This window comes from Streptomyces botrytidirepellens (assembly GCF_003721215.1).
GTDB classification, from domain to species: domain Bacteria; phylum Actinomycetota; class Actinomycetes; order Streptomycetales; family Streptomycetaceae; genus Streptomyces; species Streptomyces himastatinicus.
Map to the genome: position 1 here is coordinate 44853 of NZ_RIBZ01000145.1, position 14814 is coordinate 59666.

Sequence of the window (14814 nt, forward strand, 5' to 3'; positions counted from 1 at the left end):
CCGGGGGCCACAGCGGCGTGCCGGACCTCCGGCAGGTCGGCCAGCAGCGGGCTGGGCCGCCCGGCGGTGAAGCCCGGGGCGAACTGGTCCCAGTCGACGTCCGCGACCGTCACGGCCGCGTCGCCCAGGTCGAGGGCGCGCTGGAGTGCGCCGAGCGCGAGGTCGGCATCCATGGGCGGCATACCGGCGCGGCGCATGCGCTGCTCCAGCGCCTCGTCGGCGGCCATGCCGCCCGCGGCCCACGGGCCCCAGGCGATGGAGGTGGCGGGCAGGCCCTCGGCGCGCCGCCGCTCGGCCAGCGCGTCCAGGAAGGCGTTCGCGGCGGCGTAGTTGGCCTGCCCGGCGGCGCCCACTGTGCCGCTGGTCGAGGAGAACAGCACGAACGCGGACAGGTCCAGGTCGCGCGTCAGCTCGTCCAGCGCGAGCGCGGCGTCGGCCTTCGCCCGCAGCACACCGCTGATGCGCTCGGGAGTCAGCGACTCCAGTACGCCGTCGTCCAGCACACCGGCCGCGTGCACCACGGCCGTCAGCGGCATCTCGGCGGGCAGCCCGGCCAGCAGCCCGGCCAGGGCCTCCCGGTCGGCCACATCGCACGCGGCGACGGTCACGCGGGCGCCCGATGCGGCGAGTTCGTCGCGCAGTTCGGCCGCGCCCGGCGCGTCCAGGCCACGGCGGCTGGTGAGCACCACGTGCTCGGCGCCGTTGTCGACCAGCCAGCGGGCCACCTGGGCGCCCAGGGCGCCCGTACCGCCCGTCACCAGGACCGTGCCGCGAGCGCTCCAGCTCTCGGACTCCGGCACCGGCCGTGCGGTGGCGTGCGCGAGGCGGCGGCCGAAGACACCGGACGGGCGGACCGCGATCTGGTCCTCGCCCCCGGACCCGGCCAGTACCGTTGCCAGCCGCGACAGCACCCGGTCGGTCGGGGTCTCGGGCAGGTCGACCAGACCGCCCCAGCGGTCGGGCAGCTCCAGGGCCGCGACGCGGCCCAGGCCCCAGACCCGCGCCCGGGCCGGGTCCACGACCTCGCCCTGACGTCCCGTCGACACCGCGCCCCGCGTCGCACACCACAGCGGCGCGTCGATCGCGGCGTCGCCCAGCGCCTGCACGAGCGCGGCCGTGGACAGCAGGGCATCGGCGTCCCCGGCGCCCAGCAGCGAGAGAACCCCGGCGACGGGGCCGCCATCGGCCACCGTACGCAGCTGCTCGGCGATGCCCGCGCGGTCCTCGGCCACCAGCGCGAGCTGCCGCACCTCGGCGCCGCGCTCGGTGAGCGTGCGGACGACACCGGCCGTCCACGTGTCCGCCTCCGCGTCCTCGGCGGGGGCGACGACGAGCCAGACACCGGACATGCGGGACGCGGAACCCAGCGAGAGCGGCTTCCACGACACCTGGTACCGCCAGCCGTCGACACCGGCGGCGGCGAGGCCCGCCACCGGCGCCTCGGGCCAGTAGCGACGGTGCTGGAAGGCGTACGTGGGCAGGTCGACGCGGGACGCACCGGTCCCGGCGAAGTACGCCGCCCAGTCCGGCGCCACCCCACGGACGTGCAGTCGGCCGAGAGCGGTGGTCAGGGCCTCCGTCTCGGAACGTCCCGCACGCAGTGCGGCCACGAACGCCGCACCGGTGCCGGTGGCGCTCTCCTGGGCCATGGCGGTGAGGACACCGTCCGGGCCCAGCTCGACGAAGGTGGTGACGCCCTGCGCTTCGAGGGTGCGGACACCGTCGAGGAAGCGGACCGCCTCGCGGACATGGCGCACCCAGAAGTCCGGGGTGGTGATCTCCTCGGTGGAGACGACATCCCCGGTCAGGTTGGAGACGATGGGGATGCGCGGAGCTTCGTACGACAGACCCTGCGCCACCTCGCGGAACGCCTCCAGCATGCCGTCCATGCGGGGCGAGTGGAAGGCGTGGCTGACCGTGAGCCGCTTGGTCTTACGACCCTGCGCCTCGAACGACGCGGCGATCTCCAACGCCGCGTCCTCGTCGCCCGCGATGACCACGGACGTCGGGCCATTCACAGCAGCGATGCTCACGCGCTCGGTGAGCAGTGGCGCCACCTCGTCCTCGGTGGCCTGGATGGCGACCATCGCGCCACCGGCCGGAAGCTCCTGCATCAAACGACCACGCGCAGCGACCAACTTCGCAGCATCCGCAAGCGAGAACACACCCGCCACATGCGCGGCGGCCAGCTCACCGATCGAATGCCCGGAGAGGAAGTCCGCACGCAGACCCCACGCCTCGACCAGCCGGAACAACGCCACCTCGACCGCGAACAGCGCAGGCTGAGTGAACGCCGTCTGGTCCAAGACCGCCGCATCGTGCCCGAACAGGACCGTCTTCAGGGGCTGTTCAAGATGCGGGTCCAGCGCATCGCACACCGCATCCAGCGCCTCCGCGAACACCGGATAGGCGTCATACAGCTCACGGCCCATCCCCAGCCGCTGGCTGCCCTGGCCCGTGAACAGGAACGCCACATCGCCCTCGGCGGCCGTGCCGTCGATGAGCCCCGGAGCGGACTCGCCCCGGGCCAGCGCGTCGAGCCCGCGCAGCAGTTCGTCCCGGCCGTCGGCGACCAGCACCGCGCGCTGGTCCAGCACGGCGCGGCCGGTGGCCAGGGTGTGGGCGACATCGGCCGGTGCGAGGGCGGGGTGCGCCGTGAGGTGGGCGTACAGCCGCTCGGCCTGGGCCCGCAGGGCGTCGGTGCCCTGTGCGGACAGCGCGTACGGCAGCACACCGGTCGGCCGGTTCTCCGGCTGCGTCTCGTCAACGACGAGTACGGGCGCCTGCTCGATGATGGTGTGCGCGTTGGTGCCACTGATGCCGAATGACGACACACCCGCCCGGCGCGGACGGCCCGTCTCCGGCCACTCCCGCGCCTCCGTCAGCAGCGACACCGCGCCGTCCGCCCAGTCGACGTGCGGCGACGGCGCGTCCACGTGCAGCGTCCGCGGCAGCAGGCCGTGACGGATGGCCATGACCATCTTGATGATTCCGGCGACACCGGCCGCCGCCTGGGCGTGGCCGATGTTGGACTTGACCGAGCCGAGCCACAGCGGCAGGTCGGCATCGCGGTCCTGGCCGTACGTGGCGAGCAGCGCCTGCGCCTCGATGGGGTCGCCCAGCGTCGTCCCCGTACCGTGCGCCTCAACGGCGTCCACCTCGGCGGCGGACAGGCCCGCACCGGCCAGCGCCTGGCGGATGACACGCTGCTGCGACGGGCCGTTGGGCGCCGTCAGACCGTTCGACGCACCGTCCTGGTTGACCGCCGAACCGCGCACGACCGCCAACACCTGGTGGCCGTTCTTCCGGGCATCCGACAGCCGCTCCACCAGCAGCATGCCGACGCCCTCGCCCCAGCCCGTGCCGTCCGCACCGGAGGCGAACGCCTTGCAGCGGCCGTCCGCGGCGAGGCCGCCCTGGCGGCCGAACTCGGTGAAGTGGCCGGGCGTCGTCATCACGGTGACACCGCCCGCGAGGGCCATGGTGCATTCGCCCTGCCGCAGCGCCTGGATGGCCCAGTGCAGCGCCACCAGCGACGACGAGCACGCAGTGTCGACGGTGACCGCGGGGCCTTCGAGGCCGAGGGCGTAGGCGATGCGGCCGGACATGACGCTGCCCGCGTTGCCCGTCATCACATGGCCCGCGACCTCCGCGCCGGCCTGTTCGAGGCCCGCGTCGTAGCCGCTGTAGGCGGCGCCGACGAACACGCCGACCGAGCGGCCGCGCAGCGCGTCCGGGTCGATACCGGCGCGCTCGAACACCTCCCAGGAGGTTTCCAGCAGCAGCCGCTGCTGCGGGTCCATCGCGAGCGCCTCGCGCGGCGAGATGCCGAAGAACGAGGCGTCGAAGAGGTCCGCGTCATGCAGGAAGCCACCGCTGCGGGCGTAGTCGGACGGCGCCGCGTCGGCGTCCTCGTCCGTCCACTGGACCTCCCAGTTGCGGTTGACGGGGAATCCGGTGATGGCGTCGGCGTCCGTGGCCACGAGCTGCCACAGGTCCTCGGGCGAGCGCACATCGCCGGGGTAGCGGCAGCCCATGGCGACGATGGCGATCGGGTCGTCGGCGAGGGGGGCGGCCGTGCCGGCGGTGTCCGGCTGCCGGTCGTCCTCGTCGCCCGAGTCGGCGTCCGGGCCGAGGAGTTCGGCGCGCAGATGGTCCGCGAGGGCGACGGGGTTCGGGTAGTCGAAGACGATCGTGGTGGGCAGCTTGAGCCCGGTGGCGCCGGAGAGCCGGTTGCGCAGCTCGACGGCGGTGAGCGAGTCGAAGCCCAGCTCCTTGAAGGCCCGGCGCGCCTCGATGGCATCGGCGGAGGCGTGGCCGAGGGCCGTGGCCACGTGGGTGCGGACGAGGTCCAGCAGCGTACGGCGGCGCTCGCTCGCCGATAGCGCGCGCAGCCGCTGGGCCAGGGACGAGCCGGAGGCGGCGAGCGCGCCCGCCGCGGTGCGCCGACCGGTCGTACGGATCAGCCCGCGCAGCAGGGCCGGAACCGGGCCCGTGCCGGCGGCGGTACGCAGCGCCGCGAGGTCGAGCCGGGCCGGGATCAGCATGGTGCGGCCGGTGGAGCAGGCGGTGTCGAACAGCGCCATGCCCTCGTCGTCGGACAGCGCGCCCATGCCGCTGCGGGCCAGCCGCAGCAGATCGGTCTCGCTCAGATCGCCGGTGATGCCACCGGACTCGGCCCACAGGCCCCACACCAGCGAGGTGGCGGGCAGACCGGTGGCGCGGCGGTGTCCGGCGAGCGCGTCGAGGAAGACGTTGGCGGCGGCGTAGTTGGCCTGGCCCGCACCACCCAGCGTGCCCGCGATGGCGGAGAACAGGACGAACGCGGAGAGGGCGCGGCCACGCGTCAGCTCGTGCAGGTTCCAGGCCGCGTCGACCTTGGGGCGCAGGACGCGGTCCAGCTGCTCGGGCGTCAGGGCGGCCGCCGTGCCGTCGTCCAGCACACCGGCGGTGTGCACGACGGCCGTCAACGGGTGCTCGGCCGGTATGGCGGCCAAGGTCGCGGCGAGCGCGTCGCGGTCCGCGGCGTCACAGGCGGCGAGGGTGATCTCGGCGCCCTGCTCGCGGAGTTCGGCGGCCAGCTCGGCGGCGCCGTCGGCGTCCGCGCCGCGCCTGCTGGTGAGCAGCAGGTGGCGTACGCCGTGCTCGGCGACCAGGTGGCGGGCGAGCAGACGGCCCAGGGCGCCGGTGCCGCCGGTGATGAGGACGGTGCCATCGGCGTCGAACGCCGGAGCGGCGCCGTTGGTACGGTCCTCCGTCGTGGCACGGGCCAGGCGGGGCGCGAGGGCGCGGCCCGCACGAACGGCCAGCTCCGGCTCCCCGGTGGCCAGGGCGTCGGACAGCGCGGCGACGGAGGAGGCTTCGTCGGGGTCGTGGTCGAGGTCCACGAGGACGAAACGGCCCGGGTTCTCGGTCTCGGCGGAACGCACCAGACCCCACAGCGGGGCGTGCGCCAGGTCGGTGACCTGCTCCTCGTCCCCGGCGGCCAGCGCGCCCCGGGTGACCACCACGAGCCGCGCGTCCGCGAACCGCTCGTCGGCCAGCCACTCCTGGACGAGGGCCAGCGCGCGCTGCGCCTCCCGGTGGGCGGCTCCGGCCACGTCCTCGTCCGGGCCGCTGTCCGGGCCCTGCGGTACGGGCGCGAAGGAGGCGAACACCAGCTCCGGCGCGGCGGCGTCTCCCGCCTCGACGGACGCGCTCAGCGCCGCCAGGTCCGGTACGGAGGTGGCGGCCACGCCGCTCGCGACCATGGCGTACGGGTCCTCGTCACCGAGGACGACGCGGCGGGCGACGGCGTCCGGTCCGGCCTCGGCGGCCTGCGGGGCCTGGGGAGCCACCCACTCCAGCCGGAACAGGTGCTGCCACTGTGCGTCCGCGTCGCCACCGAGGTCTTCGGGGAGCGGGTGGCAGCGCAGTGCGTCGATGGTGGCGACCGGCTCACCCGCGGCGTCGGCGAGTGCCACGCTCACGGTGTCGGCTCCGGCCGACCCGATCCGTACGCGCAGCGCGGACGCGCCCTCCGCGTACAGGGAGACGCCCTGCCAGTCCGCGGCCAGCTGCGGGGCATCCCCGTTGGCGCACAGGGTGTGCAGGGCGGCGTCCAGCAGCGCCGGGTGTACGGCAAACCGCTCGGCGCCGGGGTTGGCGTCCTCCGGCAGCCGGACCTCGGCGAACAGCTCGTCACCGCGCCGCCAGGCCGCCGTCAGGCCCTGGAACAGCGGGCCGTGCTGCACGCCCGCCTCGGCCAGTCGGCCGTAGAGCGCGTCGGTCTCGATCGCCTCGGCGGCGGTCGGCGGCCACTCGGTCAGGTCGTACGACGGGCTCGGGGCACCGGAGGCCAGCACACCGCTCGCGTTGCGGACCCATGCCGCGTCGGGGGCGGCGTTCTCGGCGCGGGAGGAGACGGTGAGGGATCGCCGTCCGCCCTCGTCCGGGGCGCCGACGGTGACCTGAAGCCGGACACCGCCACGCTCGGGCAGCACCAGCGGCGCATGCAAGGTCAGCTCATCGAGATGGTCACAACCGGCCTGGTCACCGGCCCGCACCGCCAACTCCACAAACGCCGTACCCGGCACCACGACCGCACCGCGCACCACATGGTCGGCCAGCCACGGATGCGAATCCACACCCAACCGACCCGTGAACAACAGCCCGTCGGACTCCGCCAACGACACCGCCGCACCCAGCAACGGATGCCCCGCCAGCTCCAACCCCACCGACGCCACATCACCCACAGACCCGGCGCCCGGCTCCAGCCAGAACCGCTCATGCTGAAACGCATACGTCGGCAGGTCCACGCGGGACGCACCGGTCCCCGCGAAGAAGCCAGCCCAGTCCACCGCCACGCCCCGCACAAACACCCGCGCGACAGCGGTCGTCAGCGACTCCACCTCGGAGCGGTCCTTGCGGCAGACGGAGACGAACGCCGCCTCCTCACCGGACACACACTCCTGCCCCATCGCAGAGAGCACACCATCCGGGCCCAGCTCGATGAACGTCGTGACGCCCTTGCCTTCGAGGGCCCGGACACCGTCGAGGAAACGCACCGCCTCACGGACATGACGCACCCAGAAATCGGCAGTCGTGATCTCCTCGGCGGACACCACGGTGCCGGTCAGGTTCGACACGATGGGGATCTTCGGGGCCTCGTACGACAGCCCCTGCGCCACCTCGCGGAACGCCTCCAGCATCCCGTCCATACGCGGCGAGTGGAACGCATGGCTGACCGTGAGCCGCTTGGTCTTACGACCCTGTGCCTCGAAACCGGCGGCTATCTCCAGCGCCGCGTCCTCGTCACCCGCGATGACCACAGACGTGGGCCCATTGAGGGCCGCGATGCTGACGCACTCGGTGAGCAGCGGGGCCACCTCGTCCTCCGACGCCTGCACCGCGATCATCGCGCCACCGGCCGGAAGCTCCTGCATCAACCGCCCACGAGCCGCCACCAACTTCGCAGCATCCGCAAGCGACAACACACCCGCCACATGCGCGGCAGCCAGCTCACCAATCGAGTGCCCGGACAGGAAGTCCGGCTTGACACCCCACGCCTCGACCAGCCGGAACAACGCCACCTCGACCGCGAACAGCGCAGGCTGAGTGAACCCCGTCTGGTCCAGCACCGCAGCGTCATCCCCGAACAGCACATCCCGCAGCGGTCGCTCAAGGTGCTGGTCCAGCTCCGCGCACACCTCATCCAGCGCCTCCGCGAACACCGGATACGCCTCGTACAGCTCACGCCCCATCCCCAGCCGCTGGCTGCCCTGCCCGGTGAACAGGAACGCCACCTTGCCCGGCACCGGCGAACCCTGCACCAGCCCCGGGGTGTCCCCGTCGGTCGCCAGGGTGCCGAGCCCGGTCAGGAAGCCGTCGCGGTCGCCCGCGACGACCACCGCGCGGTGGTCGAAGGCGGACCGGGTGGTGGCGAGCGCGTGGCCGAGGTCGAGCGGGCGCAGGTCGGGGTGGGTCTGGACGTGCGCGGCCAGGCGCTCGGCCTGGGCGCGCAGCGCGGCGGCGCCGCGTCCGGACAGGACCCACGGGAGCATGGCGGGGGCCACCGTCGGAGCCGGGGCGGCCTCCGCCGATTCGGTTTCGGGCGCCTGCTCGATGATGGTGTGGACGTTGGTGCCGCTGACGCCGAACGACGACACGCCCGCCCGGCGCGGACGGCCCTCGGTCTCCGGCCACTCCCGCGCCTCGGTGAGCAGCGACACGTCACCCGCCGACCAGTCGACGTGCGGCGTCGGCTCGTCCACGTGCAGGGTCTGCGGCAGCACCCCGTGCTGCATCGCCATGACCATCTTGATGACGCCGCCGATTCCGGCGACGTTCTGGGTGTGGCCGATGTTCGACTTCAGCGAGCCGAGCCACAGCGGCTGCCCCTCCGGCCGGTCCTGGCCGTAGGTGGCGATCAGGGCCTGCGCCTCGATCGGGTCGCCCAGCGTCGTACCCGTGCCGTGGGCCTCGACCGCGTCGACGTCGGCGGGCGTGAGGCGGGCGTTCTCCAGGGCCTGGCGGATGACGCGCCGCTGCGACGGGCCGTTCGGCGCCGTCAGACCGTTCGACGCACCGTCCTGGTTGACCGCCGAACCGCGCACGACCGCGAGCACCTGGTGGCCGTTGCGTACCGCGTCCGACAGCCGCTCGACCAGCAGCACGGCCACGCCCTCGGACCAGCCGGTGCCGTCGGCCGACGCAGCGAAGGACTTGCAGCGGCCGTCGGCGGACAGTCCGCGCTGACGGCTGAACTCCACGAACACATCGGGCGACGCGAGCACGGTCGCGCCCGCCGCCAGGGCGAGCGAGCATTCGCTCTGCCGCAGCGCCTGGACCGCCAGGTGCAGCGCGACCGAGGACGACGAGCATGCGGTGTCGATGGTGGCGGCCGGGCCTTCGAGGCCGAAGGCGTAACTGAGCCGCCCGGACGCGACGCTGGAGGCGGTGCCGGTGAGCAGATGGCCCTCGACACCCTCCGGCAGGTCGTACTCACCCGCCCCGTACGCCTGCGTGGACGCGCCGACGAACACGCCGGTGCGGGAGCCGCGCAGCACCGCCGGGTCGATGCCCGCCCGCTCGAACGCCTCCCACGACGTCTCCAGCAGCAACCGCTGCTGCGGGTCCATGGCGAGCGCCTCACGCGGCGAGATCCCGAAGAACCCGGGGTCGAACTGGTCCGCGTCGTAGAGGAAGCCGCCCCCGCGGGCGTAGAAGGTGCCCTCGTGCTCCGGGTCCGGGTCGTACAGCGACTCGATGTCCCAGCCGCGGTCGGTCGGGAACCCCGAGATGGCGTCGTGGCCGCCCGCGACGAGCTGCCACAGCTCCTCGGGGCTGCCGACGCCACCGGGGAACCGGCAGCTCATACCGACGATCGCGATCGGTTCCCGGGACGCGTCGGTGAGCTGCTGGTTCTGCCGACGCAGCCGCTCGGTTTCCTTCAGCGAGGCCCGCAGCGCGTCAACGAGCTTTTCGTTGGGGGTAGTCATCGTGTCGTGTACTCCGTGCTTGGGCCGCGTCAGGATTCGGTGCCGTCGAGGCCGTCGAGGTCGAGCGCCATGTCGATGAGGTGCTGGACGTCCATGTCGTCGATGGACTCGGCGTCATCTTCGGCGCGGCTCGTGCCAGGGGTCGCTGCTTGCGGATCGGCCAACTGGAGCAGCGTGTCCAGCAGACCGGCCTCCCGGATCCGGCTCATCGGGATGGTGGCCAGGGTGCGGCGCAGTTCGGCGTCCTGCGGATCGAGATCCACATCAGCCGGAACGTGGCCGGGAGCGGCAGGTGCCAGCTCGCCGAGCAGATGCGCAGCGAGCGCGGCCGGGTTCGGGTAGTCGAAGACGAGGCTCGTCGGCAGCCGGAGACCGGTGGCCGCGCCCAGCCGGGTGCGCAGTTCGACCGCGGTGAGCGAGTCGAAGCCCAGCTCGCTGAACGCGCGTCCGGCCTCGACCTCGTCGGCCGAGGAGTGACCGAGGGCGCGGGCCACATGGGTACGGACCACCTCCAGCACCGCGTCCTCACGGTCGCCCGCGGGCAGCGCCGCCAAACGCTCCCGCAGCGCGGACGCGCCGTCCGCGTCCGTCCCCCGGTCCGCCGACTCACCGTCGGCGCCGCCCCGCAGCAGGGTGCGGACGCCCGGCAGGTCGTCGATCAGCGGGCGGGGGCGGGCGGCGGTGAAGGACGGGGCGAAACGCTCCCAGTCGACATCGGCCACGGTCACGGCGGTCTCCCGGCGGGACAGCACCCGCTGGAAGGCGGCCATGTTCAGGTCCGGCGCCATCGGCGGCAGGCCGCGGCGGCGCAGCTGCTCCTCGGCGTCGCCCTCGGTGGCCATGCCGCTCTCCGCCCACGGGCCCCAGGCCACGGACGTGGCGGTGAGGCCACGGGCGCGGCGCTGTTCGGCGAGCGCGTCGAGGAAGGCGTTGCCCGCCGCGTACGCGCCCTGGCCACCGCTGCCCCACACCCCGGCGATGGAGGAGAAGAGCACGAACGCGTCGAGCGGTTCGGCGCCCTCCCCGAAGAGGGCGTCGAGGTGGAGCGCTCCGGTGGTCTTCGCCGCCACGATCCGGGCGAACTCGGGGAGTTCGCTGCCCGTACCGGGCTCCTGCGAGATGCCCGCCGAGTGCACCACGGCCCGTACGGGGGTGCCGTTGGCCGCGAGCTTCTCCACGAGCGCCGCGAGTGCCTCGCGGTCGGCCACGTCGCATGCCTCGACGGTCACGGCGGTGTCGGTGCCGGACAGTTCGGCCACGATCTCGGCCGCGCCCGGTGCGTCCGGGCCCCGGCGGCTGAGCAGCACCAGCCGCTCGGCACCGTGGTCGGCCAGCCAGTGCGCCACATGCCGCCCCAGCGCGCCCGTGCCACCCGTCACCAGCACGGTGCCGCGCGGCGTCCACGGCTCGGCGGCCGCGGTGGCCGGGTCACGCGGAGCGGACACCAGGCGGCGTACGAAGACCCCGGCGGACCGGATGGCCACCTGGTCCTCGTCGTCGGCCCCGGCGAGTACGCCCGCGAGCCGGTCCAGCGCCCGTTCGTCCAGCGTGTCCGGCAGGTCGACCAGACCGCCCCAGCGCTCGGGCTGCTCCAGCGCCACGACCCGGCCGTAGCCCCAGACCTGGGCCTGGGTGGCGCTGTCCAGCGCGTCGCCGGCCCCGGTCGAGACCGCGCCCCGGGTGACGCACCACAGGCGCGCCGGAGCCTCGTCGCCCCGCAGCGCCAGCGCCTCGGCCAGCGCACCGGTCAGCGCGAGACCGACCGGCACCGCCGGATGCTCCGGGTGCGGTCGCTCGTCCAGCGCCAGCAGCGACAGGACACCGGCCACCGGGCCGTCGGCCGACGCGAGATGCACGGCGAGGGCGTGGGGATCGGTGTCCGCCACGTCCAGTTCGACGCGTACGACGCGCACTCCGCGCCGCGCCAGGTCGTCCGCCACCGCCGCGACCCGCGGGTCCTCGGCGAGGCTCGCGGGGACGACGGCCAGCCAGGTGCCGGACGGGGCACCGGACGGTGCCTGCGGGCGCGGCTTCCACGTCACGTTGTAGAGGCGACCGTCGGCGGCGGACTCCTCGCGCCGGGTGCGGCGCCACGACGACAGCGCGGGCAGCACCGCGCTGAGCGGCTGGTCGCCCTCGACGCGCAGCTCGGTGGCCAGCGACTGCCAGTCCTCGCGCTCCACGGCGTCCCAGAACCGCGCGTCCACCGCGTCCACGGTGGTTTCGACGGCCCCTTCAGGGGTGGTGTCGGGCCAGTAGCGGCGGCGCTGGAAGGCGTACGTGGGCAGCTCGACGCGGGACGCACCGGCCCCGGCGTAGAACGCCGTCCAGTCCACCCCGGCGCCTCGGACGTACGCCTGGGCGAGCGCCGTGGTGACGGCCTCCGCCTCGGGGCGGTCCTTGCGGAGGGCGGACGCGAAGGCGGTGTTGTCGTCGGCGGTGACGCAGTCCTGCGCCATGGCGGTGAGGACACCGTCGGGGCCCAGCTCGACGTACGTCGTCACGCCCTGCGCTTCGAGGGTGCGGACACCATCGAGGAAGCGCACCGCCTCGCGGACATGGCGCACCCAGAAGTCGGGGCTGGTGATCTCCTCGGCGGAGACCAGCTCGCCCGTCAGGTTGGACACGATCGGGATACGCGGGGCCTCGTACGAAAGCCCCTCGGCCACCTCACGGAACGCGTCCAGCATCCCGTCCATACGCGGCGAGTGGAAGGCGTGGCTGACCGTCAGCCGCTTGGTCTTCCGCCCCTGCGCCTCAAAGGCCGCGGCGATTTCCAGAGCGGCGTCCTCGTCACCCGCGATGACCACGGAGGTGGGCCCGTTGAGGGCGGCGATGCTCACCCGCTCGGTCAGCAGCGGCGTCACCTCGTCCTCCGACGCCTGCACCGCGATCATCGCGCCACCGGCCGGAAGCTCCTGCATCAACCGCCCACGCGCGGCCACGAGCGCGCACGCATCCGCCAGCGAGAACACGCCCGCCACATGCGCGGCGGCCAACTCACCGATCGAGTGCCCGGACAGGAAGTCCGCACGCAGACCCCACGCCTCGACCAGCCGGAACAGCGCCACCTCGACCGCGAACAGCGCAGGCTGCGTGAACGCCGTCTGGTCCAGCACCGAAGCGTCGTCCCCGAAGAGAACATCCCGCAGCGGCCGTTCCAGGTGCTGGTCCAGCTCCGCGCACACCGCGTCCAGCGCCTCCGCGAACACCGGATACGCCTCGTACAGCTCTCGCCCCATCCCGAGCCGCTGGCTGCCCTGTCCCGTGAACAGGAACGCCATCCGGCCACCGGTCACCGAGCCCTCGACGAGCCCGGGGCCGCCGCGCCCCTCGGCCAGGGCCGTCAGCCCCTCGCCGAGGTGTTCCGCGTCCCGGCCGAGCAGCACGGCCCGGTGTTCCAGGGCGGAGCGGGAGGTGGCCAGGGAGTACGCCAGGTCCAGCGGGCGCAGCTCGGGGTGGCCGTCCGCGTAGGCGTGCAGGCGCGTGGCCTGGGCCCGCAGCGCGTCGCCGTCGCGGCCCGAGACGGGCCAGGCGAGGACGGGCAGGGACCGTTCCGGAGCGGCCGCGGAGACGGTGTCGTCGTCAGCCGGTGCCGCTTCGATGATGGCGTGCGAGTTGGTGCCGCTGAAGCCGAAGGACGACACGCCCGCGCGGCGCGGGCGGCCGTCGGTCTCCGGCCAGGGCCGGGCCTCGGTCAGCAGCTCGATGTCGCCCGCCGACCAGTCGACGTGCGGCGTCGGCTCGGCGACGTGCAGCGTCTGCGGCAGCGCGCCGTGCTGCATGGCCAGGACCATCTTCATGATTCCGGCGGCGCCCGCCACGGCCTGGGTGTGGCCGATGTTGGACTTCACCGAGCCGAGCCACAGGGGCCGCCCCTCGGGCCGGTTCTGGCCGTAGGTGGCGAGCAGCGCCTGCGCCTCGATGGGGTCGCCCAGGGACGTACCGGTGCCGTGGGCCTCCACCGCGTCGATGTCGGAGGCCGACAGCCCGGCGGTGGCCAGGGCCTGCCGGATGACGCGCTGCTGGGAGGGGCCGTTGGGCGCGGTCAGGCCGTTGCTCGCACCGTCCTGGTTGATGGCGGTGGAGCGGAGGAGGGCGAGCACCGGGTGGCCGTTGCGGCGGGCGTCGGAGAGCCGTTCCACCAGGAACAGGCCCACGCCTTCGGACCAGTTGGTGCCGTCCGCGTCACCGGAGAACGCCTTGATCCGGCCGTCGGCAGCCAGTCCGCGCTGACGGCTGAACTCCAGGAAGGCGCCAGGGGTCGACATGACCGTGACGGCTCCGGCCAGCGCGAGCGAGCATTCGCCGTTGCGCAGCGCCTGCGCGGCCAGGTGCAGGGCCACCACCGAGGACGAGCACGCGGTGTCGACGGTGAGGGCGGGCCCTTCGAGCCCGAAGGCGTAGGAGAGGCGGCCGGACGCCACGCTGGAGGAGTTGCCGGTGCCGAGGTGGCCTTCGAGGCCCTGCGGCTCNGCCGGTGCCGAGGTGGCCTTCGAGGCCCTGCGGCTCGTTGAGCCACAGGGTCAGATAGTCCTGGTCGTTGGAGCCGACGTAGACGCCGGTCCGGCTGCCGCGCAGCGACGCGGGGTCGATCCCGGCCCGCTCGAACGCCTCCCAGGAGGTCTCCAGCAGCAGCCGCTGCTGCGGGTCCATCGCGAGCGCTTCACGCGGCGAGATCCCGAAGAACGGGGCGTCGAAGTCGGCGACGTCGTGCAGGAAGCCGCCCTCGCGGGTGTAGCTGGTGCCTTCGAGGTCCGGGTCGTCGCTGTAGAGGGTGGCGAGGTCCCAGCCGCGGTCGGCGGGGAACGGGGTGATGGCGTCGTCCCCGGCGAGCAGCAGCTGCCACAGCTCCTCGGGCGACCGTACGCCACCGGGGAAGCGGCAGCTCATCGCGACGATCGCGATCGGGTCGTCCTGGTCGGCCGCGGTGGTCACCTGGGCGGGCACGATCGCCTCGGCGGCCCGGTCCCCGATGATCTCGTCGCGCAGGTGGCCCACCAGCGCGGCCGAGGTCGGGTAGTCGAAGACGAGGGTCGGCGGCAGCCGCAGCCCGGTCGCCTCGCGGAGGAGGTTGCGCAGTTCGACGGCGGTGAGCGAGTCGAAGCCCAGGTCCTTGAACGCCCGGCCCTCGTCGACGGCCTGCGGGCCCGCGTAGCCGAGGACGGCGGCCACCTGCGTACGGACCAGGTCCAGCAGCGCCCGGTCCTGCTCGGCCGTGCTCAGCCCGGCCAGCCGCTCCGCCAGCCCGGCCGCGCCGCCCGCGGCGGTGTCCACCGCGCGCCGCACCGGCACCCGGACCAGTCCGCGCAGCACCGGCGCGAGCGTGCCCGCG

The 14814-nt window shown here is 73.8% G+C and carries 1 protein-coding gene and 1 pseudogene (1 of these 2 cut by a window edge); both read right to left on the reverse strand.

All coding sequences use genetic code 11. The features are described 5' to 3' along the window. Positions 1 to 9515: the beginning of a type I polyketide synthase gene (locus EEJ42_RS10865; RefSeq protein WP_425472875.1), read on the reverse strand. The gene continues 16000 nt to the left of window position 1, outside the view; 9515 of the gene's 25515 nt are visible here — the first part of the coding sequence; the start codon lies at positions 9513 to 9515; the stop codon falls past the left edge of the window. Continuing rightward, a pseudogene (locus EEJ42_RS10870) lies at positions 9509 to 14814 on the reverse strand (type I polyketide synthase); the annotation flags it as partial. The pseudogene EEJ42_RS10870 and the gene EEJ42_RS10865, both read right to left, overlap by 7 nt.